At 38.1% G+C, this 24574-nt stretch carries 26 protein-coding genes, 1 tRNA gene and 1 pseudogene; 12 read left to right on the plus strand and 16 right to left on the minus strand.

The genetic code is table 11. The features are described from left to right. Positions 1–64: 64 nt before the first annotated feature. From ABC371_RS22895 to queG, 7 genes are all read right to left on the minus strand, one after another. Positions 65–202: an FbpB family small basic protein gene (locus ABC371_RS22895; protein WP_412898921.1), complete on the minus strand. Its 138-nt coding sequence runs from the start codon at positions 200–202 to the stop codon at positions 65–67. A gap of 256 nt (positions 203–458) precedes the next feature. Next, a complete protein-coding gene (gene speD, locus ABC371_RS22900) occupies positions 459–1268 on the minus strand; it encodes an adenosylmethionine decarboxylase (RefSeq protein ID WP_412899429.1) in 810 nt (269 codons plus the stop codon). Between the two features lie 293 nt (positions 1269–1561). Beyond that, the gene (yhbH, locus tag ABC371_RS22905) at positions 1562–2743 is read right to left on the minus strand and encodes a sporulation protein YhbH (RefSeq protein WP_412898922.1); all 1182 of its coding nucleotides are present in this window, start codon (positions 2741–2743) and stop codon (positions 1562–1564) included. 371 nt (positions 2744–3114) lie between these two features. Beyond that, a complete protein-coding gene (locus tag ABC371_RS22910; protein ID WP_412898923.1) occupies positions 3115–5010 on the minus strand; it encodes a PrkA family serine protein kinase in 1896 nt (631 codons plus the stop codon). Positions 5011–5515: 505 nt separating this feature from the next. After that, positions 5516–5989 carry a tRNA (uridine(34)/cytosine(34)/5-carboxymethylaminomethyluridine(34)-2'-O)-methyltransferase TrmL gene (trmL, locus tag ABC371_RS22915; RefSeq protein WP_412898924.1) on the minus strand — a complete coding sequence of 158 codons (474 nt, stop codon included), beginning with the start codon at positions 5987–5989 and terminating at the stop codon, positions 5516–5518. 40 nt (positions 5990–6029) lie between these two features. Continuing rightward, positions 6030–6914 carry an amidase domain-containing protein gene (locus ABC371_RS22920; protein ID WP_412898925.1) on the minus strand — a complete coding sequence of 295 codons (885 nt, stop codon included), beginning with the start codon at positions 6912–6914 and terminating at the stop codon, positions 6030–6032. 235 nt (positions 6915–7149) lie between these two features. Next, positions 7150–8283 carry a tRNA epoxyqueuosine(34) reductase QueG gene (gene queG / locus ABC371_RS22925; RefSeq protein WP_412898926.1) on the minus strand — a complete coding sequence of 378 codons (1134 nt, stop codon included), beginning with the start codon at positions 8281–8283 and terminating at the stop codon, positions 7150–7152. A gap of 100 nt (positions 8284–8383) precedes the next feature. On the opposite strand from queG, the gene ABC371_RS22930 reads away from it, so the two are divergent. Then, a complete protein-coding gene (locus tag ABC371_RS22930) occupies positions 8384–9049 on the plus strand; it encodes a B3/B4 domain-containing protein (protein WP_412899430.1) in 666 nt (221 codons plus the stop codon). Between the two features lie 71 nt (positions 9050–9120). On the opposite strand, the gene ABC371_RS22935 is transcribed toward ABC371_RS22930, so the two are convergent. Continuing rightward, positions 9121–9194: transfer RNA gene (locus tag ABC371_RS22935), tRNA-Gly, on the minus strand. Between the two features lie 365 nt (positions 9195–9559). Between ABC371_RS22935 and ABC371_RS22940 the strand changes: the two genes are divergently transcribed. Together ABC371_RS22940 and ABC371_RS22945 are read left to right on the plus strand one after the other, a co-directional pair. Continuing rightward, a complete protein-coding gene (locus ABC371_RS22940) occupies positions 9560–11317 on the plus strand; it encodes a SulP family inorganic anion transporter (RefSeq protein WP_412898927.1) in 1758 nt (585 codons plus the stop codon). A 21-nt stretch (positions 11318–11338) separates the two neighbouring features. Beyond that, a complete protein-coding gene (locus ABC371_RS22945) occupies positions 11339–11683 on the plus strand; it encodes an ArsR/SmtB family transcription factor (RefSeq protein ID WP_412898928.1) in 345 nt (114 codons plus the stop codon). 11 nt (positions 11684–11694) lie between these two features. Here ABC371_RS22945 and ABC371_RS22950 read toward each other — a convergent pair whose 3' ends face one another. Next, positions 11695–12231 carry a DUF6241 domain-containing protein gene (locus tag ABC371_RS22950; RefSeq protein WP_412898929.1) on the minus strand — a complete coding sequence of 179 codons (537 nt, stop codon included), beginning with the start codon at positions 12229–12231 and terminating at the stop codon, positions 11695–11697. Between the two features lie 165 nt (positions 12232–12396). On the opposite strand from ABC371_RS22950, the gene ABC371_RS22955 reads away from it, so the two are divergent. Both ABC371_RS22955 and ABC371_RS22960 read left to right on the plus strand, forming a co-directional pair. After that, complete coding sequence (locus ABC371_RS22955; protein WP_412898930.1) at positions 12397–13227, plus strand: hypothetical protein; 831 nt, start codon at positions 12397–12399, stop codon at positions 13225–13227. Between the two features lie 39 nt (positions 13228–13266). Next, complete coding sequence (locus tag ABC371_RS22960; RefSeq protein ID WP_412898931.1) at positions 13267–13719, plus strand: nucleoside deaminase; 453 nt, start codon at positions 13267–13269, stop codon at positions 13717–13719. 49 nt (positions 13720–13768) lie between these two features. Here ABC371_RS22960 and aac(6') read toward each other — a convergent pair whose 3' ends face one another. The 4 genes and pseudogenes from aac(6') to ABC371_RS22980 all read right to left on the minus strand — a co-directional run bounded on the left by aac(6') (position 13769) and on the right by ABC371_RS22980 (position 17025). Next, a complete protein-coding gene (gene aac(6'), locus ABC371_RS22965; protein ID WP_412898932.1) occupies positions 13769–14212 on the minus strand; it encodes an aminoglycoside 6'-N-acetyltransferase in 444 nt (147 codons plus the stop codon). A 15-nt stretch (positions 14213–14227) separates the two neighbouring features. Continuing rightward, positions 14228–14866: a vWA domain-containing protein gene (locus ABC371_RS22970; protein WP_412898933.1), complete on the minus strand. Its 639-nt coding sequence runs from the start codon at positions 14864–14866 to the stop codon at positions 14228–14230. An 85-nt stretch (positions 14867–14951) separates the two neighbouring features. Next, entirely contained in the window at positions 14952–15962 is a 1011-nt protein-coding gene (locus tag ABC371_RS22975; protein ID WP_412898934.1) for a macro domain-containing protein, read from the minus strand. A gap of 140 nt (positions 15963–16102) precedes the next feature. Next, positions 16103–17025 (minus strand): annotated as a pseudogene (locus tag ABC371_RS22980) (selenium metabolism-associated LysR family transcriptional regulator). Positions 17026–17137: 112 nt separating this feature from the next. On the opposite strand from ABC371_RS22980, the gene ABC371_RS22985 reads away from it, so the two are divergent. Continuing rightward, on the plus strand, positions 17138–18169 hold the full coding sequence (locus tag ABC371_RS22985; protein WP_412898935.1) for a YeiH family protein: 1032 nt from the start codon (positions 17138–17140) through the stop codon (positions 18167–18169). A gap of 158 nt (positions 18170–18327) precedes the next feature. Here ABC371_RS22985 and ABC371_RS22990 read toward each other — a convergent pair whose 3' ends face one another. Next, complete coding sequence (locus tag ABC371_RS22990; protein WP_412898936.1) at positions 18328–19158, minus strand: hypothetical protein; 831 nt, start codon at positions 19156–19158, stop codon at positions 18328–18330. A 192-nt stretch (positions 19159–19350) separates the two neighbouring features. On the opposite strand from ABC371_RS22990, the gene uvsE (ABC371_RS22995) reads away from it, so the two are divergent. Both uvsE (ABC371_RS22995) and uvsE (ABC371_RS23000) read left to right on the plus strand, forming a co-directional pair. Next, positions 19351–20304 carry a UV DNA damage repair endonuclease UvsE gene (gene uvsE / locus ABC371_RS22995; RefSeq protein ID WP_412898937.1) on the plus strand — a complete coding sequence of 318 codons (954 nt, stop codon included), beginning with the start codon at positions 19351–19353 and terminating at the stop codon, positions 20302–20304. 51 nt (positions 20305–20355) lie between these two features. Next, positions 20356–21321, plus strand: coding sequence for a UV DNA damage repair endonuclease UvsE (gene uvsE / locus ABC371_RS23000; RefSeq protein WP_412898938.1), 966 nt, complete (start codon positions 20356–20358; stop codon positions 21319–21321). 63 nt (positions 21322–21384) lie between these two features. Here uvsE (ABC371_RS23000) and ABC371_RS23005 read toward each other — a convergent pair whose 3' ends face one another. Next, the gene (locus ABC371_RS23005) at positions 21385–21810 is read right to left on the minus strand and encodes a YugN family protein (RefSeq protein ID WP_116351403.1); all 426 of its coding nucleotides are present in this window, start codon (positions 21808–21810) and stop codon (positions 21385–21387) included. 173 nt (positions 21811–21983) lie between these two features. On the opposite strand from ABC371_RS23005, the gene ABC371_RS23010 reads away from it, so the two are divergent. From ABC371_RS23010 to ABC371_RS23025, 4 genes are all read left to right on the plus strand, one after another. Then, positions 21984–22232 (plus strand): transcriptional regulator SplA domain-containing protein, encoded by a 249-nt coding sequence (locus ABC371_RS23010; protein WP_116351404.1) that lies wholly within the window; start codon positions 21984–21986, stop codon positions 22230–22232. Beyond that, positions 22229–23254: a spore photoproduct lyase gene (gene splB / locus ABC371_RS23015; RefSeq protein WP_412898939.1), complete on the plus strand. Its 1026-nt coding sequence runs from the start codon at positions 22229–22231 to the stop codon at positions 23252–23254. Before ABC371_RS23010 ends, splB begins: the two co-directional genes overlap by 4 nt. Before the next feature lie 91 nt (positions 23255–23345). After that, on the plus strand, positions 23346–23480 hold the full coding sequence (locus ABC371_RS23020) for a hypothetical protein (RefSeq protein WP_412898940.1): 135 nt from the start codon (positions 23346–23348) through the stop codon (positions 23478–23480). Positions 23481–23500: 20 nt separating this feature from the next. After that, a complete protein-coding gene (locus ABC371_RS23025; RefSeq protein WP_412898941.1) occupies positions 23501–23866 on the plus strand; it encodes a carboxymuconolactone decarboxylase family protein in 366 nt (121 codons plus the stop codon). 72 nt (positions 23867–23938) lie between these two features. On the opposite strand, the gene ABC371_RS23030 is transcribed toward ABC371_RS23025, so the two are convergent. Then, complete coding sequence (locus tag ABC371_RS23030) at positions 23939–24376, minus strand: DUF2383 domain-containing protein (RefSeq protein ID WP_412898942.1); 438 nt, start codon at positions 24374–24376, stop codon at positions 23939–23941. Positions 24377–24574 lie beyond the last annotated feature (198 nt).

The raw sequence follows: 24574 nt of genomic DNA on the forward strand, positions 1-24574 counted from the left end.
TCTCCCTTCAATTCTTTCATTCTATAAAATTAGGAAAAACATGAATGCCTTTCACTAGAATAAACTACTTCAATGATGCCAAATATTTTTCATCTAATCGTTTTTCAATCTTTTCAAGCTCTTCTTTGTCCTTTAAAATCTCTTCTTTGTTCTTTTTAATTAATTCATCAAATGATGATGTTTCTATCTTTCGTTTTAGCATACCTCTTCTCACCTCTTTCTTTTAATAAAACAAAAATGACCTTTACCTCAAGTGGTAAAGGTCATAAATAAAGACCTCTACCGAAAACTGGTAAAGGTCTTGCTAACAACGTGTAAGTTGCCAACAAAGCCGAGAGTGGGTCTCACTCTGAAATGACGACTTTGCTGTAAAAGCTACTCCCCTTTAGGAGAACAATATTCACAATATTATTATATAATCAATTTTACATAGAGTTTATGCGAATGTCAACCTTTTTTTAAATAATATTCTTCCCGTAAAAAATTTCATCCATTTCTGTTATTAACTTTTCCGCAATCATTAGTTCCTCATCGGGTGTAAGTTTCTCTTTTGTATTGCTAAAAAACAAATAATGCTCAAGGTCAAATTCTTTTAGCTTACATTTTGTATGAAAAATATTTTCCTGATACACATTCACATCAATCATGTGATACATTTCCTGAATGTCTTCAGGTATGTAGTTTTGGATAGAATTTATTTCATGATCAATAAACAGTTTATGTCCTGTAACGTCTCTTGTGAATCCACGTACGCGATAATCTATCGTCATCACATCTGTCTCAAATGATTGGATCATATAATTTAATGCCTTTAAAGGAGATATTTCCCCGCAAGTTGACACATCTATATCTGCTCGAAACGTGCTAATCCCATCATCAGGATGTGATTCCGGATAGGTATGAACGGTAATATGACTTTTATCCATTTGGGCAACAACAGAGCCTGGAATGGGTCCTGGGGACTCTTCAAATGCTTCATCAGGGGATTCATCCACAGGCCCCTCAGAAACTAAAATCGTAACACTTGCACCTTGAGGAACGTAGTCTTGCTTGGCGACATTTAAAATATTTGCCCCGATAATATCCGCCACATTGGTTAAGATTTCAGTTAAACGATCTGCATTATACACATCATCTATATATTCTAAATACGCATCACGTTCTTCCTGTGATCTTGTATAACAGATATCGTACATGTTAAAGCTTAAGGATTTCGTCAAATTATTGAAACCATGTAGTTCTGTTATCTGGTTCGGACTCATCTCCATATGTTTCATGTAATTGTCCCCTTTTTTATATTAATTCCATATTTTTATGTTGGTTGAAACACCGGATTCTATTCATTTTATTTATTTTTATTAATGATCAAAAAAATATCCGACCCAATGGGCCGGATATTATATAAAGATCATTTAAAAGGGGGGTATGAAAAAGCTTATCTTTTCCATGTCTTTATAGTACCCGCTAAATATGAACAAACTATGAATAAAGAATTAAGTTTCTATTAAATCATGTATCCTGAAAATTCTTTTAATAGAAGAGAGGGTCCCCCTCTCTTTTTTCACGCATACGCCTTATTTTCTTCTTCCTTCTTAAAAAAGCTCTTCATCGCATGGAATACGTCTGCTTTTTGTTTTAAAATATAGTACTTGAAGCGCTCATCCTCAATATTTTTATAAGCTGACATGAGGGTCGAATGACGGTTATACTGGTTGACTTCACCGTAGCCGAACATATTGGAAACCTTCATTAACTCGCTCACTAATTTCACACATCTTGCATTATCAGATGTTAAATTATCCCCATCTGAGAAATGAAATGGATAAATATTATAACGTGTTTGTGGGTATTTATCATCGATGATTTCTAATGCCTTGCGGTAAACAGATGAACAAATGGTGCCTCCACTTTCACCTTTTGAGAAGAAGTCCTCCTCGGATACAACCTTTGCTTCTGTATGGTGTGCAATGAATTCAATTTCGACTGTTTCATATTTTGTCCGTAGGAATCGAGTCATCCAGAAGAAAAAGCTCCTTGCCATATACTTTTCCCAAATCCCCATCGAACCACTCGTATCCATCATCGCGAGCACTACAGCCTTTGAATCTGGTTTTACAACTTCATTCCATGTTTTAAATTTCAAATCCTCACGATAGATTGGATGAAAGCTTGGTTTCCCTGCCATCGCATTTCGTTTATAAGCTGACATCATAGTCCGCTTCTTATCAATATTCCCCATTAAACCTGTGCGACGGATATCATTAAATTCAATATTTTCTACAATGTTTTGATCCTGTTCTTTCCGTTTCAGATTTGGAAGCTCTAACTCTTTAAACAAGGCTTCTTCAAGCTCCATGAGGGAAACTTCAGCCTCATAATAATCTTCACCTGCTTGATCGCCTGCACCTTGCCCTTTTCCAGGACCTGCCTGCCCCCCGCTTTGTCCTGAACCATCTCTTGCAATGACGTCACCTACCTGGCTATCTCCATCCCCTTGGCCAACGTGTTTATTTTTGTCATAGTTATAACGGATTTTATATTCGTCCAATGATCGAATTGGAATCTTAACAACATCTTTTCCGTTTGACATAATAATACTTTCTTCCGTTATCAAATCAGGCAAATTATTCTTTATGGCATCCTGAACCTTTTCCTGGTGTCTCGTTTGATCATCATGGCCTTTGCGATGGAGGGACCAATCTTCTTGGGAAATGACAAAATTCTTTGAATTACCATTCGACATAAACTTTCCCCTCCTAAATTATTTTTTTGAAAACCATTCACATTTTTATAAGGACTCTCATACATTATCTTGACGGTTTGCGAAAGAATTTCGTTAAACGAAAAAACGGTAACAAATAGCAACTTGTTTGAAAATAAAAAAGAGACTAACTTCTACCGCTCTTGAAGCAAAATCGAGCAATAGTAGATTACTCTATACTATGCAAAAATATCGTATTATTGACAAAAGATTTCGCGAATTAGGCATTATGTCTTAAAAATAGACAAGTTCCCACCATTTTTTTATCTTAAAAATGGACAACCATTAACACGAAGGTCTTATTGAAAAACAAGGGATTAGACCAAGCATTTGGTCTAACCCCCTATTTTAATTTATCGGTTCAGTAAGCTACCAACGTAACGAAGTAATTCATTGGCTGATGTAGAATTATAGCCATACTCATCAATCAATCTTGCGACAACCTCGTTTACCTTCTTAAGCTGTTGTTCATCCGGTGTTTTTGAGGAGGTAGTGATTTTCACAACGTCTTTTAGGTCAGCAAATAATTTCTTTTGAATCGCCTCACGCAAACGCTCGTGTGAATTGTAATCAAATCTTCTACCTTTTCTTGCATATGCCGAGATACGGATGAGGATTTCCTCTCTGAATGCTTTTTTTGCATTTTCAGAGATTCCGATTTGCTCCTCAATTGAACGCATTAGCTTTTCATCTGGACTCATCTCTTCACCAGTCAATGGATCACGAAGCTTGTTTTTATTACAGTATGCTTCAACATTGTCTAAATAGTTATCCATTAATGTCTTCGCAGACTCTTCGTACGAATAAACAAACGCCTTTTGAACTTCTTTTTTCGCTATATCATCATACTCACGTCTAGCTATTGAGATGAAGTTTAGATATCGTTCACGGTCTTCATTCGAAATCGATGGATGATGCTCAAGACCATCCTTTAAAGAACGTAGTACATCTAAGGCATTGATTGATGGATTTTCCTTTCGAATGATGGTAGAGGAGATCCGATTTATGACATATCGTGGGTCAATTCCACTCATCCCTTCATCCTGATACTCCTTCCGAAGCTCCTCCACATCAACTGCATTGAAGCCTTCCACACTTTCTCCATCATACAATCTCATCTTTTTAATAATATCGACATCGCCCTTTTTAGGCGCTTTTAATCTTGTTAAAATTGTAAACATTGCCGCCACTCTAAACGTATGTGGTGCAATATGCACATCGCGAACATCACTTTCTTTAATCATTTTTTCATAGATCCGCTCTTCCTCAGAAACTCGAAGATTATAAGGAACAGGCATCACGATAATACGTGAATGTAACGCTTCATTTTTCTTATTTGCTATAAATGAACGGTACTCCGTTTCGTTCGTGTGAGCAACGATGAGCTCATCAGCACTAATTAAAGCAAATCGACCTGCTTTAAAATTCCCCTCTTGAGTTAAGGAGAGTAAATGCCAGAGGAATTTTTCATCACATTTTAACATCTCTTGGAACTCCATCATTCCACGGTTTGCTTTATTTAATTCCCCATCGAAACGATAGGCACGCGGGTCTGATTCTGAGCCAAATTCAGCAATCGTTGAAAAATCAATACTTCCAGTTAAATCAGCAATGTCCTGGGATTTTGGATCAGATGGGCTAAATGTTCCAATTCCGACACGCTTATCCTCTGAGAAAAATATGCGCTCAACTCTAACATCCTCAATCCGCCCACCATATTCTTCCTGCAATCTCATCATATTTAAAGGCGACAAATTACCTTCAATTCGAATGCCATACTCATCAAAAAAGTCTTCTCTTAAATGATGTGGAATAAGGTGCAGTGGATCTTCATGCATCGGACAGCCTTTAATAGCATAAACCGCGCCACGCTCCGTATGTGAGTACGATTCTAATCCTCGCTTTAACATGGAAACGAGTGTTGATTTACCTCCACTAACAGGACCCATTAATAATAAAATTCGCTTTCGTACATCGAGTCGTTTTGCAGCTGGATGAAAATATTCTTCTACTAAACGCTCAAGGGCCTCTTCAAGACCAAACAATTGATGATCGAAAAATTTATACTTGCGCTTTCCATCTATCTCTTCTACACCTGCATCTTTGATCATATTATAAACTCTTGAATGAGCAGACTGAGCAACCCATGGCTTTTCCTTTAAAATCTCCAAATATTCAGCGAAGGTACCTTCCCACTTTAAACGTTGTTCATCTTCACGAAACCTCTCTATTTTCTTTAGAATATCCATTAAGGGGCCTCCTCCATCTTTGATGTCCTCTTGCACGGTTTATTAAAATGTATGCGAGGATGTCCTTTAACATGCTTTAATCTTACAAAATTCAACATGTCCTAGTCAGAATAGTAAAAAAATAAGATGCGCTTTCCCAAGTGGACAAATCGAAATTTTTTTGAGTAAATAAGGGCATACAATGTTAAAGGCTTCCTTCTAATGTATGTGCCTGGTAATCAAAGGTGCGAAAATGTTTACAATTTGTCCATAGATAACATTCACACGAAAATAAAATTGGGTTATAATACACGTAGATGTGTTTTTTTAGGAAATAAACTTAAAGGTTCTTTATCTTTTGAGCTTCATACATAAAGGAGGAAAAAGCACATGAAATTAGCCTTAATTTTAGGTGTATGTATTACCTTTTTAGCTGCAATCTTTACATCTGGCTATCAAGATAAGCCAACTGTAAACAAAAAATAAGTAAAAATGACCCCTACCAATGGTAGAGGTCATTTTTAATTTACGTAAGGCTAGGGTAATTTTGTTGTCTTAACACCTCGTATATGAGTATCGCTGCGGTATTGGATAAGTTTAGGGAACCTACTTTTTCTGTCATTGGAAGACGCAAAGCTCGGTCCAGGTTGTTTTGAATAAGTTCCTGAGGTAGCCCAGTAGTTTCCCTTCCAAATATAAGGAAATAGTCTTTTTGTAAATCCCCATAATTTATAGATGAATGTGCTTTTTTCCCGAACTTCGTAATAAAGTAAAACTCCCCATCACGATAAGTTGAAAAAAGCTCCTCTAAAGAATCATAAGAATGAATATTGACAAACTCCCAATAATCCAATCCTGCACGCTTAAGCCTTTTGTCATCTGTTGAAAAGCCAAGTGGCCGAATTAAATGCAAGGTTGTATCTGTTGCTGCACAAGTCCGTGCGATATTCCCAGTATTTGCAGGTAATTCTGGCTGGTATAATACGACATGAAGTCCCACTTTCTTTCACCTCAATCGTTATTATACCAAAAAGGAGAAGTTAGTTATTAATGATATGAAAAAACTTGTATTTTATATTTGGGGTATACGCTGTTGAATCGTAGTATGACCAATATCTCATCCTGCTGTTTTGCGTCTGGGCATTGACCAATGGATAGCCTTCATAGTCCTTTGCTACAACAATCGTATTATGATTAAATCGTCCATCCCCCTCAAAGTCATAGCAAATCAAATCTCCCAATAATAGCTCCTTCGGGGACGATACCTCCTCTGCTTGAAGACCTCGTTGTGATCCAGCTAAATACCATTTCAATGCATTTGCAACAGACCAGCTATAGCTCCAATTATTATTTTGCATCCACCAGCCTTTACTGCGATTTGGATACCCATGCATCGGCGCTTCCCCGGCGTGGAGACATTGTGAAATAAAGTTCGTACAATTATCTGTGAATTTTTTATATTTAGGGTTGTAGTCATTCCACCACCGTTCTGCGTACCGGACCGCAGCAAGACGGTTATATTTAAAATCTCTGGCTTCTTCCACTGAAGCTTCCCGATTCATCGTTTCATAATGAGTCTCTATTTCTATCGGGACCTCACAATCGCTTATTAATTTATTTGAGGTAAAAATGGCTTTTCTTTCTTCACACTGCTCCTCGATGTACAGGTTTTTATTTTGCCGAATTAAATATTGGTAATGCACGTGATAATCGATGTGTGTTTTTCCATCTAATTCGTTTTTGCCGGTAATTTGTGCATTTGTTTTACATTTGACGATTTCCGCTGAACGTTTTCCGAGCAACTCTTTTTTTCGCTGAATAAATATAAGGTCCTGCTCCGATAAATTTACAGAAGATGCACTTCGTGTATTTCCAACGAGTAATTGAGCTTTTTCCTCAATTAGCTTTACTAGCGTCGACTTCATCAACCAACCCCACCTTCAAGCTGTGATATTACACAATATGAATGAATATGGGGTTTAAGTAGAAATATTTAATATGTTGAATTGCTTATTCTTATTGATAGTTGCGTTTACCGGGTGACCGGACGGGTTTTGTGACTTTTTTCCATTAATTGTGTTTCCCTAGATTAATTTGCATCCTCTTCCAAATTAAGTCCTCAAAAAGCCCATAAAAAAAAGGATGCTCCATCACACCCTTTTAGTTCCCCAACATATTCAATCCTTTTTCGATTTCGTCTAGAACGTGCTCGTCCTTTTCTTTTAAACTTGCTTCTTTTAAAATATCAATCGCACTCTCGTCGCCAATTCTTCCAAGCGCCCATGCAGCCGTTCCTCGTAGCACGGGTCTGGGATCCTCCTTTAGCACTTGCTTCAACTCAGGAATCGCACTGCTATCCTTAAAATGAGCAAGAGCAATAATGGCGTTCCGCTGAATGGGCTTCTTGCCTCTCCAAGAACCAGATAGCTCTCCAAACGTTTCTTTAAAATCCCGATTGCTAATCGATAAAATCGGCTTTAACAATGGTTTCACAACCTCTGGATTTGGCTCCATTTCTTCATGGAAATGAAAGTCGATTCCTTTGTTTTTCGGACAAGCTGTCTGACAGGAATCACATCCATACAGTCTGTTCCCAATTTTCGTTCTGAATTCATCTGGTAAAAAGTCCTTTGTTTGCGTTAAAAAGCTGACACATCGTTGTGCATTTATTTGTCCCCCCTGCACTAAAGCTCCCGTCGGACATGCATCAAGACATGCTCGGCAAGAACCACATTGGTCCTCAATTGGCGTATCGGGTGCAAATGGGATATTCGTGATCATTTCTCCTAAATACACATATGAACCGAACTCTGGTGTAATAATTGCACAGTTTTTTCCGCTCCAGCCAATACCAGCCCGTTCCGCTACCGCGCGGTCAGATAATTCACCGGTATCTACCATTGATCGAAGCCTAGCATCGGGCAGTTTTTCTAAAATATACGATTCAAGCTTTTGGAGTCGGTCTCGTAAAATATGGTGGTAGTCCTCTCCCCAAGAGGCACGTGCAAACATCCCGCGTCGCTCGCTTCGTGTACTTTTCGGTGCATCCTTAAGCTTTGCCGGATAGGCCAACGCAATTGCAATAATTGATTTTGCACCAGGCAAGAGGAGCTCCGGATTTGTTCTTTTTTCAATATCCTTTGGCTCAAATCCTGATTGGTAACCTAACTCCTGTTGCCGTAATAGTCGTGATTTTAACTCTTCAAACGGGGAAGCACTTGCAAAACCAATTTTATCGATTCCAATCGTTTTACTATAGTCGATTAACTCTTGTTGAAACTCTACAATATCCACGTCTAAAAACCTCCTTTCTTCAAATTTGTAAGCCGAACTATTTATTGATGCGCTAGGAATTATGGTACACTATTTACAATAATTTTTGGAGGGAAAAATGATGGAAATTCGAATTTCGCCACAATTAAAGGAATTTGTCCCTAATTTCAAGGTGGGAATTATTCAATACGATCATATCGAAGTGGGCGATTCTCCACAAATGATACGTGGTAGATTGCAAACATTTCAGGAGTCACTCTTTTTTGATTTAGAGGACAAACCTGTGTCTGATGTAGAAGGGATAACTGAATGGAGAGACATTTTTAAAAAGGTCGGAACAGACCCAAATCGCTACCGTCCATCCGTGGAAGCCATCTATCGTCGGATCAAAAAGCAAAACTTCTTAAATTCCATTCATTCCGCGGCAGACCTTAATAATTTCTTTTCGATTCAATATGAAATTCCAATTGGAATCTATGATGCTGATACAATCAACGGTGATATTGAAATTCGAGTTGGTCAACAAGAAGATGAATACATGGGGATAAACGGAAGAGTCATTACGATGAAAGATAAGATATTATCCAGTGATTATACAGGAGCGTTTGGCAGCCCATATGTCGATTCCGAGAGAACAGCCGTGACAGTCGAAACGAAAAATGCCATTCAGATTGTCTATTTGAAGCCTTCGTTACAAAAAGAGAGTTGTGAGAAATTAATTACATCACTCGGAGCAATGTTTACGCAGGTTCATGGTGGGTCAGTACAGTCTTTTATCGTGGAGTAAAAGGCTGTATAAAAAGGAAAAAACGCAACACTTCGTTTATCTAAGAAACGAAACACTGCGTTATATATGTATGGAGCGGGTGATGAGAATCGAACTCACGACATCAGCTTGGAAGGCTGAGGTTTTACCATTAAACTACACCCGCACATTATTAATTTATTAAGTTCAAAGAATAATTATGTTAATATTATAACAAGTTTGTAAATGTAATGCAAGAGGTTTTGTAACTTTTTGTCGATAATTATTTCATCTGGATACTTGAGTTATTATACACATCTGTATGCTATATTGCAATAGTTAAATTTAAAAATGTTTACATGTTGTTTACATAGTTAATACAACACATATCTTTTTTTAAATAATAATATATTTTTGGGACTGCATGTTTTCGCTAGGGAGTCCCTTTTAATCTTCATAAAATTATTTTGACTTTCTAAGTTAATAGGAGTAGATTCTATATATGTATATTCAAATAATCAGATATTCTATTATTCAGAAGGAAGGATAAAAATGCTACAAAAGTCGGCTTTTTCAGGGAGATTTAAAGGGTATTCGGTTCAATCTTTTCAAAAGGATCTTATTTCTGGCGTTGTGGTTGGAATTATTGCGATTCCTCTCGGGATGGCGTTTGCGATTGCTTCAGGAGTCAAGCCTGAATATGGGATCTACACGACCATCATCGCGGGTATTCTTATTTCACTCTTTGGAGGCTCTAAATATCAAATCGGGGGACCGACTGGTGCCTTTATTCCGATTCTGTTTGGAATTGTGGCAACCTATGGATTTGAAAATCTATTAATTGCAGGTTTTATGGCGGGGATTATCCTATTTTTAATGGGAGTTTTCAAACTGGGCTCTTTAATCAAATTTATTCCACGTCCAGTTACCATTGGGTTTACAACCGGTATTGCGATCATTATTTTTGTCGGACAAATACCTAATTTTCTTGGACTTGATCAAATTGAGAAGCATGAATTATTTTTAGATAATATGAGAGAAATTGTTATGCATATTAGTGAAATCAATATTTATAGTCTTTTAACTGCTACCATTTGTTTAGTGGTACTCCTATTAACCCCTAAGTTCTTCCCAAAAGTACCGGGTTCATTAATTGCCTTACTGATATCAACTGGTATTGCGACTATTTTTTACCCAACCCAGGTAGCGACAATCGGGTCAACCTTTGGTGATATACCTAGTAAACTACCAAGCTTTCATTTCCCTGACATCACATTGGAACGAATTAAACAACTTATTCAACCAGCGTTTGTGATCGCGATGTTAGGAGCAATTGAGTCCCTTCTTTCAGCTGTTGTCGCTGACGGAATGACGAACAGCAAGCACAATTCGAACCGGGAATTGGTCGGTCAAGGTCTTGCGAATATGGTAACCCCTTTGTTTGGGGGGATTCCTGCAACTGGAGCGATTGCAAGAACGGCAACCAATATTAAAACAGGGGCCGTTTCACCTTTTTCAGGTGTGATACACGGAGTAGTTGTTCTGCTTGTCTTAGTTTTATTTGCTCCATATGCGTCAAAAATTCCGTTAGCAAGTATGGCACCGATTATTATGCTTGTAGCGTGGAACATGAGTGAACGACGCGTATTTTATCATGTTTTAAAAACAAAAACAGAAGACTCACTTGTATTGGTTGTCACATTTTTATTAACAGTGTTTATGAATTTAACCGTTGCGGTTGAAGTTGGGCTCATTTTAGCAGTAGTTCTTTTTACGAAGCGAATGAGTGATATAATAGTGACAGAAAAAGCGTTACCGAACCCGGAAACAAAGCATGAAAAAATGGATACTCAGATTGTCACTGATTCACATGATTGTCCACAAATTAGTATTTATAATGTAGAAGGGCCGTTATTTTTCGGAGCTGCTCAGGCCTTTGAACAACAAATTATGAAATCAATCAATTACAGACCAAAGGTTCTACTTTTGCGGTTAAGCAGAGTTCCTTTTATGGATACAACAGGCGAAGCGCGTTTAGCTAGTATTTTTAAGGATTTTTCAAAGCATGGAATTGTGTTGATAGCAGGAATTAAACCACAGCCTAAAAGTGTTCTTCAAAAAACTGGTTTATATGAGTTAATCGGGGAGGAAAACTTTTTTGAGCATACCGGTGATGCTATTGATTATGCACTAAGCCAAATTAATCACCATAAATGTTTGGGCTGTAGACATTTTGCGTTTAAAGAATGTCAGGCTCTTTCCGGTGTCGAAGAAAAAGCGGTCAAAAAGAGAAGTGTTTCCTTAAGTTAATGTAGAAAGTGAGGTAAGGTAGTGAATCTAGAAATGCAGAAATTCAAGGCTGACTTTTTTAAAGCTCTCGCACATCCTTTACGGATTCGGATCTTAGAGCTTTTAGCTGAGGGCGATAAAAATGTGAATGAGATACAAACACTAATTGGCAGTGAAGGGTCAGCCGTGTCCCAGCAATTAACTGTACTACGTGCTAAAAATATTGTATATGGAACAAAGGATGGTAATCGGGTCATCTACTCTCTTAGAGACCCTATGATTGTCGAGCTTCTTTCGGTGGCAAAGCAAATTTTTAACAACCATCTTGTTGATACGATTTCCCTTCTTGATAAAATGGGGGAAGTAGAAAAGGATAGTTCCCATTGAACTATCCTTTGTTATTCTGGTAAAAATTCTTCTCCAAAATTATTTAAAATGAATCTTTTTTCTTCGGCTTCACTCATAATACCATATGCAGCTCCAACGGTTCCGTTTTGATAATCCCAAAAATAATTATGGTCTTTATCGGCTTGACTGAAGTCTCCATTTTTCCAGCGTTTCAAAATATCCAAAAGATCTTCTTTTCTAGCAAAATCACTTTTTGAAACGACCTCATAAATTTCGTTGATAGTTTCTGGAATCATTGGTTTTGCACCCCATTTTTTGTCTGCCTTCACCTTTTGATGGGTCATATGATGCATCACCTCAATAACCTCACTCTCTTCAGGTGATTGACTTAACTTCAAGTCATATGTGACCCCACCAATTTTCTTTGTTTGCTCCTTAAATTCATCCACTTTATTAGAAGCTTGCTTTGACGAAGAGACATTTTTTTGACCACCATCACTGTCAAACATTTTATATACACTAAACACAAGTCCAGTCGTGGCACCTATTAGAATCACAAAAACAATAATCCAGATCCAGGTTTTCATAACTTCCTCCCTAACAATTCCCCATATTCTTACTTTTTAGTATTATGTATCCATTTTTAATCTTAGCATAAAATACGTCATTATATGGTCTCTTTCGTTTTAGATAAGTATTGAACGACCAAAAATAGGCGAAAATACCTATAAATAAAATGGAGGTATATTTGATTGAGTCTTGGCGCGTGGGCTTATTTAATTTTAATGATAGTAGGAATAGTCGTTTTATGTCTTTCATATTGGAAAATTCGGTCGTTCCGAATCTTTATTCTGTATTTTACCGTTACAGGGGTTACCCTTTTATTCGATTACTTTGTCTATCTTTGGGCTGACGCTTACGTTTATAAACTTGATTTGTTAGATAAGGAATTAGATTCACATTTAGGTGCAATGGTAAATGGTCTTGTTCTTCCTTCGTTTGCTGTTTTATTTGTCATGATGAGGTGCAAGTGGTACTGGAGCATTCCGTTGGCCCTATTTTTCACACTTATTGAACTCATTTTTACAAAATGGGGGATTTTTGAAACCTATTGGTGGAAACCTGGGTATACAACAATTGGCCTGATGATTTACTTTCCAGTAGCAAGATTATGGTGGAATCATTTAAGTAAGAAGTGGATTCACTTCGGTTCGTTACTTTTATCGTTTTACGGGATTTTTATCCCCAGCCATTTCTTGCACCATGCTGTTTTTAAAATGAGAACCTACCATGTAGAATGGATCGAGCAATTACAAACTGGTAGTTCGGCGATTACTACGATTACTGGTCTTATTTTTGCTATCATTCTTGCCTATTTAAGTATCGTGAATGCAAGGTATCGCTGGTTTCTTTTTATCATGGTTGGTTATATCGCTTATGATATCGTGCTGAAATATATCGGTGTTGTACAAGCTGAGCATACGGTGCTCGATTCGCTAGCAAGCTTTCTCACCTTCTACCTTGGCTATCTCTTTGTCAGGTATGCCGACCGCACAATCAAAGTCCTTGTAAATAAGACATGATCTATTACAATAGAATGAAAAGGACTTGGAGAGATGAGAATGGATTCATTCATGAAGAGAGCGGTTGAATTAGCTTTACAAAATGTAAATGAAGGCGGGCAACCATTTGGTGCTGTCCTTGTAAAAGACAACCAGATTGTTTCTGAAGGTGTAAATGAATTGCATAAAAAACATGATGTCAGCGGTCATGCCGAAATGCTTGCCATTCGAAGAGCACAGGAAAAATGTGAAACAAATGAATTATCGGGCTATACGATGTATGCCAGTGGCGAGCCATGCTCCATGTGTTTGACCGCCATGTATTTTGCAGGAATTGATAAGCTATATTTTTGCCAGTCTATTGAGGATGCAGCAGCCGTAGGTTTAGGGAAATCTACGTTTATTTATCATGAACTAAAAAAGAACCGAGACGATCGTACTCTTCAAATGACCCAAATGAAATTGGTCGAAGGGCAAGAAGATCCGATGCAAATCTGGAAACAAAAACAGTAACTAGATGCGCCTGTCCCCTTATTCTAGTTAAGGAGGACAGGCCTATTTTTTAGAGTTTTTTAGTTAAACAAATAATTCGATTCGCCTCTTGAAATCCATTTTTTAAATGAAATTTCAAACTTTCGTCATTCTCAAGTTCAACATCGCTTGCAAATTCTAAACATCCCTTACTTTTCGCCCACTTTTCGCAAGAGGATAAAAGCTGTTTAGCAACACCTTTTCTCCTGTACTCTTCTCTTACAAAAATCCCTTCAAGGTATCCTACTGGACTACTTTCAGTTCCTTCAACATAGTCTACACGTAGCTGACACTGGGCAAAACCAATGGCTTCATTCTCTTCTTTTTCTTTTGCTAGGAAGATTACAGCTTTTTCATCATGAATTAATTCGGTAAACTCCTTTGTAAATACACTTTCATCATTCTCTGGCCATAACTGCAATGCTAAACTCACAATTACTCGTATATCTTTAACGGTGGCTTTTACAATTTCCATAAAACCCTCCTGCTATTATTTTGATCGTCGATTATAGTCCTGCTCGATTTCTTCCTTCCAGCTTCGGTCAATTTTCTTTCCACTGCGCAAATTGGTGACAGCCTCACTGACCATTTGATAATTCAATTGGGTGCCTTCTTCGTCAGCGTGGTAATCCACGGCGAAGTCTTCATCTATACCAAATTCGGCAGCAGTTGAAACGGCATCAATATTTGCTCCTAGAAACATGAATTCCCAACCGTATTTCTCTTTTTGATGTTGTACCATCTTTTTAATTTTTGCTGCTGAAAATTCACGACTTGCATTTTCCAATCCGTCTGTTGTAATCACAAACATCACTTTTTCAGCTCGTTCAGCTTTACTAGTATGTTTTTGGACATTGTTTATTTTTTGAATCGTAAAACCGATTGCATCTAATAAGGCAGTCGTTCCACTAACCTCATAATCTTCTTCAGTAATGGGCGAAATCCCTTTTACATTGATGCGATCATGCAAAATCTCATAATGGTGATTGAATAAAACTGTGGTAATACGGGCTTCCCCTTCTACCTTCTTTTGTTTTTTGAGCATTGAATTAAAGCCACCAATCGTGTCAGCTTCAAGCCCAGCCATTGACCCACTTTTATCTAAAATAAACACTAATTCTGTATTCATCTTGTTATCCTCCGTCCGGGTTTTATTTACAAGATTAGGATAACAAGATTTAAAAGAGTATGGGTCGCTTCAAAAGCGACATTTTTTAAGCGCCTAATAATGGTTGGTCGAACATAAATAAAGCTTCATTGATTTCATGGATATTGTAATTTTCTTGGTCAATGAAATATTTTATGATGACATCAAATTTGCTGCTATGGGTTAGTGTGTATCCTGCGGCAGACAATAAATGAATCGTTTCATCGACATTTAATTGTAAGGCAATTGCAAAAGCGATTGCCGTTTTCTTTTTAGGAGTGTACCCCGCTTCATTGCGGATTTTTGAAAACAAACGACGGTCAATATTTGCTCTTTTATAGGTCTCTACATCGGTCATTCCTCTTTCATCGATTAACCGGAGAAGTCTATCAGAAAATGATTCATCTAGCTGGTTGACAAGCTCGACTAAATTGTTTTTGACTTGTTGGTTATCTTCAATTTTGTACAGTTCTTCCTGGGCGTCCAGTATAGGTTCAGCATGATTAAGTTCAATGTTTCGAACGCGCCTGAATGTCGATTCAAATTCATCTACGTAATGTTCGTCTATATACTGATGAATCGAGGTAAACAACTTCTTACTGACTCCAAAGGATGCTTTATCAAATACAACCAGATAGATAACCATATCGTGCTCCATTAAAAAAGAGCTAATCGTAGAAACGGCAATTTGTAGGGCTTCCTCTTTTGGAAACCCATAGATTCCAGTTGAAATGAGCGGAAAGGCAATGGATTCACATTTATGGAAGTTAGCAAGCTCTAATGAATGAAAATAAGAGGATTGTAACAGTTTAGCTTCATTCTTAGTACCACCCTGCCAAATCGGACCGGGAGTATGTATGATGTATTTTGAAGAGAGGTTAAAAGCATCCGTGATTACTGCATCTCCAACCGCACAGCTACCAATTTCATCACATGCCGCTTGGAGTTCTTCAGCGCCTGCAGCCCGAAAAATCGCTCCACACACCCCGCCACCCATCTTCAACTCCGTGTTCGCGGCATTCACAACCGCATCCACCTTCATCTGTGTAATATCGTTCCGAACAATCTCTAAAGGCATAACAATTTCCTCTCCTTCCAAAGGGACCACGGGCCACAGGGACGGTTCTTGTGGCTCCCGGTGGTTGCACATCGAGACCAAGCGATTCTGATTCCTTTCGCAAATTGGCGAGCAACCCGTTTTTTTCTGGCGATACCCTTTTAATTTTTATTTTCATGAATCCCCAAAGGGGCCAGTGGAACCGTCCCTCTGGTTCCTAGAAGTGTAATAAATTCTTGGAGTGCTTTGGTTTGGAATGGGGAATTTGTAATGAATGAGAATTTCCTTATGTACGGTAGTCCGGGAAGCTCCACGATTTTTAATGTCCCATGTTGTATTTCCTTTTGAACAGCAAGCTGAGACAATATGCTGATTCCTAGACCTGCCTCAACGGCTTCCTTTATTGCCTGTGTACTTCCGAAAGTCATGATGTTTTTTGGAGAAATATGCATTTGCTTAAAAACACTTTCGCTTGCTTCCCGAGTGCCAGAGCCTTCTTCTCGCAGTATCCATGCTTCGTCTACAAGGTCAGTTATGGTTACTTCTCCATTTTTTCGTACCAATGGATGGTTTAATGATGCAATGATTACCATATGGTCCTCGGCAAAATCTCGGATTTCCATTTGTTTTTCTTTTTTTAACTCACCCTCAATAATCCCAATATCTATTTGATGACTTTTCACTAGTTCTGCGATTTTTACAGTATTTCCAATTGTCACAGAGGGCTGGATGTCGGGGTATTGATTTTTCATCCTTGCCATTAAATGGGGAAGCACATATTCACCAAATGTATAGCTTGCCCCAATCGAGAGCGGTCCTCTTACTTGATTTGTTAGGTCATCAAGCAGGCTCCCCATTTTAGTATATAAGCCGACAATTTCCTTCGCATGATGGTAAACAACCTCGCCTGCTTTGGTCACACGTACATATTGTTGGTTCGGTCTAAAAGTCTGACTCCCAGTTTTTCTTCTAATGTTCGGATATATTGACTTACTGCGGGTTGGGTCATATGTAACTCATTTGCTGCTCGTGAGAAATTCTTGTTATCCACAACTGAAAGAAAAACCTCTAACTGCTGATCCATCCTTCTATTCCTCCTTTGTCCTATTATAACATTTCACTTATTGTAAGCATTACATATAATTATTTTCCTTATACTTTGATTCCCCTTAAAGTAAAAGTAGGAGGTGTTTGTAATGGGGTTACCTAAACTAAACACAAGGGAAAAAATCCATAATAAATTTGGTACCAAGACTTCTTGGAGCGCCGGGATTGCTTTTACATTTCTTATTGCCCTTTCTGGATATCTATTGGCATTGTTACCCGGATTTAATCATGTCGGACAATTAGCATGCGCAATTATCATCGCAGTTGTGTATCGACAATTCTTTGGCTATCCCAAAGCTATAAGATCCGGAATTGCCTTTTCGTCAAAACATTTACTGCGGGCAGCGATTATTTTATATGGATTAAAATTAAACATTGCGATTGTATTACAGGATGGATTCTGGCTCTTACTTCGTGATGCCGGAGTTATTATTTTTGCTATTTTAACTACGATCGGACTTGCGAAATTATTTAAAGCTGATAAAAAGATTTCTTTATTATTAGGAGTTGGAACTGGAGTTTGTGGTGCCGCAGCCATTGCTGCAGTTGCCCCAATTGTAAAATCAAAAGATGAAGATACAGCAATTAGTGTCGGTATCATAGCATTAGTGGGAACTGTATTTTCTATCATTTATATCATTCTTCGCCCATTCTTACCGTTAGACGCTCTTCAATATGGGGTGTGGTCAGGAACTAGTCTCCACGAAGTTGCTCATGTAGCATTAGCAACAGCCCCAGCTGGAAACGATGCAATCGCAATCGGTATGCTTGCTAAATTAGGTCGTGTCTTTTTATTAATACCATTATGCTTTATATTAATCGGTATCATGAAATATAAAAATAGAAATACTGCAGGCTCGAAAATTGAATTCCCTTGGTTTCTAATAGGATTTATTCTATTTAGTATCCTAGGAAGCTATGTATTCGGCCATTCAATTTCTGTACCGGATTCTGTAATGGATGGACTCTTTTCATTAACAACTTGGCTGTTAACAGCAGCGATGGTCGGACTTGGGTTGAATGTTAACATAAAAGAATTACGGACAAAAGCATTTCGGCCTCTTGTAGCCATGACATTAACCTCTATAGCACTATCTATTATCGTTTTCTTGATTGTTTAAGTGGGCGGGACCGCAGGGACGGTTCTTGTGGCTCCATCGAGACCACGCGAGTGCAATTCATTTCTCAAATTGGTGCTATCCCACACTCCCGTTCCCGTGGTGACCTTTTGAAATTCCCTAAAATCTCCAAAAGGAGCCAGTAGAACCGTCCCTCTGGTTCAATAAATCTCTTTTTCAAATGTGTCGCCGTTGTTGTATTCGACTTTCATCACTAGTCTGATATTTTCGTATTTGTCGACTTGATTGAGATGGAAGAAACGCTCCGCGGAGTCTGGGGAGTTTTCTTTAACCCGTTGAAGCTCTTCTTCCCCGATGAGAGTAGTTCCTTTATATTTTAGAAGGGTTGCTTTTTCCACGTACTTCGATTCCCCGTCCATTAAATAATTGATTAACGTAATATCTAATTTTGATTTAAAAACATGAACATCGGTCTGGATAACTCCATAATAGTTGGACTTCAAATCCCCTAAAAATTCTTGTTGGATTTCACTGCTTTTCACTAAATCATCATAAGAAACAGTTACATAAAAATTAATGGTGTCTTGAAGCTGTTCGATTGCTTCTTTTTCAGAAGCTTCTTCACTGTGATAGGAATCTGAAGTAATGAGACCAACCTGCCATTGTGGCTCTTTTTCAAATGTAAATGGGACCTTTACCTGAAAAAGACCGTTCTGAAGTTCCTTGGCAGAAACTGATGTAAATTCCTCATTTTCATCAAACGAATAATGATACTCAACCTTTGCATCTTTCTGAAGCTCCTTCACCTGCCAATTAAAAAGCGCAATCGCTTCATCCTTATTAAATCCTTTGTTATCAATCTCCATGCTTACCTGACTCATCCAACTTTGTTCATTTTTAAAATCTTCTAACGCAGTGTACACTTGACTCACTTGATCATCGATTCGAAATGAAATATCTTGTTGTGAACCAGAAATAACCCTCACCTGTTCCTCTAAATGATCCATCTTTGATAATAACGTAAAATTCAAAACTAAACTCCCCACCAAAGCCACCACTACTATAATCCTGAAGTACCTATCGATCCCCATCATCTCCCCATAAAAAATCTGTATAATAACAGCATATTCTCCTTACATTAAATATAACAAAACTATGGGTCAGAGGACAGGCACAATGTCCCAAAAAATAAGGCGGGGAAACCGTTCCTAAAGAGGGTTAAAATGAAAATTCGTTTTGGTTATGTTGCTAATGCATTAGGCTTGTGGGATGCAAGTCCATCAAAATCATTAACATTTACAAGGTATGCTGCACTTCCTAAGGATGAACGGATGGAAAAGCTTACATTCGTGACGGAACAAAATTTACATCACACAAAAAGGATTCTCCATTATAATATTGCACATGAAATTGAGGTCTATCGGCTTTCAAGTTCACTCGTCCCTTTAGCCACCCATCCTGAAGTGATGTGGGACTTCATAACCCCTTTTAAAAAAGAATGGGACGAGCTTGCACAACTCATCAATCAATATCAAATGAGGGTTAGCTTTCACCCGAATCAGTTCACCCTTTTCACAAGTCCAAGGGATGAAGTCACGACCAATGCAGTAATCGACATGGAATTCCATTACAAAATGCTGAAAGCACTAAATGCTCTTGAAAAAGGAATCCTAAATATACATATTGGCGGTGCCTATGGAGATAAAGAAAAATCGATCAAACGCTTCCACCAAAATCTAAAAAAACTACCAAACGAAATCAAGAAACAAATGACACTAGAAAATGATGATAAAACCTACAATGTGAAGGAAACACTGCTTGCCTGTGAAAAGGAAAACATCCCGATGATACTTGATTATCATCACCATATGGCAAACAAAGAAGGTGTTGATCTTACACTCTATTTAGAACGTATTATTCAAACGTGGGATGACAAATCAACTGTACCTAAAGTACATATATCATCACCAAAATCAGATAAAGCCTACCGTTCTCATGCAGATTTTGTGTCCTTAGACTTTATCATGCCTTTTTTAAAACTGGCAAAAGACCTCAATCAGGACTTTGACATCATGATTGAAGCAAAACAAAAGAATCTTGCGATGCACAAACTTGTGGAAGACATCTCGTCAATAAGAGGAATAAAACGAATATCAAGTTCAACAGTCGAGTGGTAGGGACGAAGGGACAGGTCCACTGTCCCAGAATTAAAAGTGAGGTGACCCCTGGTGACAATGGTACGTCTTGGCTATGTGGCAATGAGTATGGAACTAAAGAATGCTTCACCTTCAAAAACAATGACATTCGCTCAATTTCAAAAAATAGAAGACCGTGAAGCAGCGATTCGGAAATTGGAACGTATTGCTTTAACCAATCTACACAATACCCTAAGGCTGTTAAAGCATAATGCTGCGTCTGAGATTCATTTTTACCGGCTAACCTCACGTCTTATCCCATTAGCCAATCATGAAGAGCTTCTTGATTGGAATTATATGAAACCATTAAAAGAGAATCTTCATGAAATTGGGGACTTTGCACGAGAGCATGGCATTCGGATCGATTTCCATCCGGATCACTTTGTTCTAATCAATTCTCCGCAAGTGGAAATCTTAAAAAATTCAATACGTACCTTAAAGCTTCATTATCTCCTATTAAAAGGCATGGGGATTAAACCGATCCATCGCTGTGTGATGCATGTCGGGGGCAATTATAAAGAAACCGATATCTCACTTGAACGGTTTGTAACCAATTGGATGGAGGTGCCGGCAAAGATTCAAAACATGATTATGCTAGAGAATGATGATACATCTTTTACTCTGGAAGATACACTTTACCTATGTGAAAAATTAAATATTCCACTCGTTTTTGATTATCACCACCACTTAGCCCATCATCAAAACCCGAATTGGGAAAATCACTGGGACAGAGTGGTCCAGACATGGAAGCATTCCCCACTCCCGATCAAAATGCATATTTCAAGTCCAAAAAGCCAGGAAGCCTTTCGTCATCATTCGGACTATGTTGACATTGAGATGTTTTTTACATTTTTAAAAGAAATCAAAGGAAGTGTTCCACAAATCGACTGCATGATTGAAGCAAAGAAAAAAGACGCAGCACTCTTTAATCTAATGGAAGAAATCAAAATGAGGAATGATGTGGAAATCATTGACGGCTCATCATTTTACTTAAAATAACTTGGACCCAACGTAAAAAACGGGACGAAATGGCCTTGACCCTTAGACAATCCTCCGTCCCTTTTACGATACTAAGTCTCTCATGGAGTTGTAAATACGTTCTACTACTTCAACACCCGCTTGTTCCCACCGGCTTTTATCTGATATTTGTCCGTCCTTATCGAGTGGTGTTTGGAATTGATCAAGTCCAGTCGTTGCTGTAACAAAAGAGTTTTGGTCATAGTCTAACCCGTAATTCACGATATGCTTAATGACATATGGTGTCCCAAATTGAATGAGAGCACTTGAATGGTCCAACATCCCTTCCACTACAAAAAAAGGGACCCGTAAGTAAATCGTTTCTCCATTTTCCCGATTTAACACGGCATCAAACTTACCTTGATCATATTCAAAATTACTGCAAAAACTACATCCGTGAGAATCAAAAATATCTCGAACAGCACCAAAATTAGCCTTTTTCCCATCAATTACTGAATTTAACGTAATCACACCTATTCACCTCATATCAACATAGTTACTATTGGTATTATTTTCAAAAAATCGATCTAACATACATGGATCCCAATTTTCCATAAACAAGTAGACATAACTTTAAAGACGAATTGAAAAAATGAGTAATAAGGAGTTTAACGCTTTTTATTAATAATGGAAGAGGTGATGTCATGGAACAAATGTATCAGGCTGGAGATGTTGTCTATGTATTTTATCGAAATCCCCATACTCAGGATGTAGCCAATATACAGGCAGCAGCTGTTGTCAATCACCCTGAGAAGCCAAATGAGTTAGCCTTGTTTCTTTATGAAACGTATTATCCGCTATCAGACGAGGTCGCCGTTTATTCCTCTGAGGAAGAAGCAAACCAAGCCTATCAGTATTACTATGGCGAAGTAACTGAGGGGACAATGGAATGAAGCCGTTTAATCCAAAGCTCATCTATTTTGAACCACAAGCGTTAGATTATCCGCTAGGAAAACAACTCCTTGAAAAATTTGAAAAAATGGATGTTGAGATCCGATATACGACTTCACACAACCAAGTTAGAAACTTACCAGGTGATAATGATTTCCAAAAATATCGAGTCGCGAAATCAACACTTGTTGTGGGAGTAAGAAAAACGCTTAAATTTGACACATCAAAACCTTCAGCAGAGTACGCCATTCCCTTTGCCACGGGGTGTATGGGTCATTGTCATTATTGCTATTTACAAACAACGATGGGATCGAAACCATATATTCGTACATATGTAAATGTGGATGAAATTCTTGGTGCCGCTGATAAGTATATGGAGGAACGTGCCCCAGAAATCACAAGGTTTGAGGCATCTTGTACATCGGACATTGTAGGAATCGACCATTTAACACACACTCTTAAACGAGCGATTGAACACTTCGGCAAATCAGAATACGGAAAGTTACGATTTGTGACGAAATTTCATCATGTCGATCACTTGCTGGACGCCAAGCATAATGGAAAAACACGATTTCGCTTTAGTGTGAATGCGGATTATATTGTAAAAAATTTTGAGCCTGGAACATCCCCGCTAGCCAAACGAATTGAAGCTGCAGGCAAAGTTGCGAGAGCCGGATATCCTCTTGGGTTTATCGTAGCGCCTATCTATCTTCATGAAGGCTGGGAAGAGGGATACTATCACATGTTTGAACGATTAGATGCAGAGCTACCTGAAGAAGCAAAAAAGGACCTAACCTTTGAATTCATTCAACACCGGTTTACAAAACCAGCAAAACGAGTAATCGAAAAAAACTACCCAATGACCAAACTAGAATTAGATGAAGAAAAAAGAAGATACAAATGGGGTAAATACGGAATCGGAAAATATATTTATCAAAAGGACGAAGAAGAGGATATCAAAAAACACCTTTACGCGTACATGGAAAAATTCTTCCCACACGCAAAACTAGAATACTTCACATAAATCAAGGTAACAATACGGTGGGACATAAGTTCCTTTTGGGACAGAGGGAAAGGTTCCTTGTCCCAAATCAATATGACAGAGGTGAAAAAAAATGGCAAAGCAAAATAAGAACAACAAACGAAACAGCGAAGTCGGCTCAGGTTCAAGATACCATGAAGAGCATGCGAGCCATGTACCAGATTACGGAGCTAATAGCAGAGATCCTAACGCAAAAAATGCTAAATAGAAAAACGAGGTGACATGATTATGGAATATGAAGTTAGAAATGCAACAGAGGCTGCGCTTCTTGATTATAAAACCGGAATAGGTACTTTTACTAAAAAAATGCCAAAGCTAGCTGAGCTATACAATGCGTTTACTGAAGAATGCTTTAAAGAGGGCGTCTTATCACAAAAGCAAAAACAACTTATTGCTTTAGGAATTAGTTTATATTCACAAGATGAATATTGCATTATCTACCATACAAAAGGCTGTTTAGATCAAGGTTGTTCTGAGGACGAAATCCTTGAAGCCATCGGTGTGACTGCGGCATTTGGCGGCGGAGCAGCTATGAGTCAAGCCGTAACTCTTGTTCAAGATAGTATCGATGAATTGAAACAATTGAAGCAGTAATGCAGTGAGACAGTCTTTGAGTAGACTGTCTTTTTCATTCAAAAAACACACTTTTTATAAGTGTGTTTTCGTTTAGATTTCCTCTAATAAATGTCTAATCTCGTCCGCATGCCGACGACTTGTATCGATTACATCTTCCGCAACCTTTTTACTTTCCGGATCAAGGTCACCCTTAACAAGCTCCTCTGAATATTCAACACCATATTTTTCTAATCCTTTTAAAGCATCCTTTAAAATTTCTTTTGGTTGATCTGGAAGCATAACTTTATGCATAAAACCATGCATCGTACCTGTTACCCCTTCACTGTCCGCAGGTACACCATTTAAATTTTGTATACGTTCTGCAAGCTCTTGCGCATTCATCTTTGTTTCCTGTTGAATCTCTTGAAATTTTCGCTTTAATTCTGGCTCATCCAGATTCTGAATATGGTGTTCAAAAGCACGAATCCCCATGTATGTTCCTCTTAATAATGTATTAAGTTCTTCAATTACAATCTCTTTGTCCTTCAAAGAAAAACTCACATCCTTTCCATTGTACATGATTTAAAAATAGCCCCGGAGGCAAAATCTAAAGAAAAGCCCAAATCACGAAATGATTTAGGCTTACCTATTTGTTATCTCCTTACTGATACATCTGGTCACTTGAACCTTGGGTTAGACTTTTGATACATAACTGTGAACTCGTTTTCCTTAATAGAATGCATAGAA

This window comes from Bacillus jepli (genome assembly GCF_047238305.1).
Classification (GTDB): Bacteria; Bacillota; Bacilli; order Bacillales; family Bacillaceae_L; genus Ferdinandcohnia.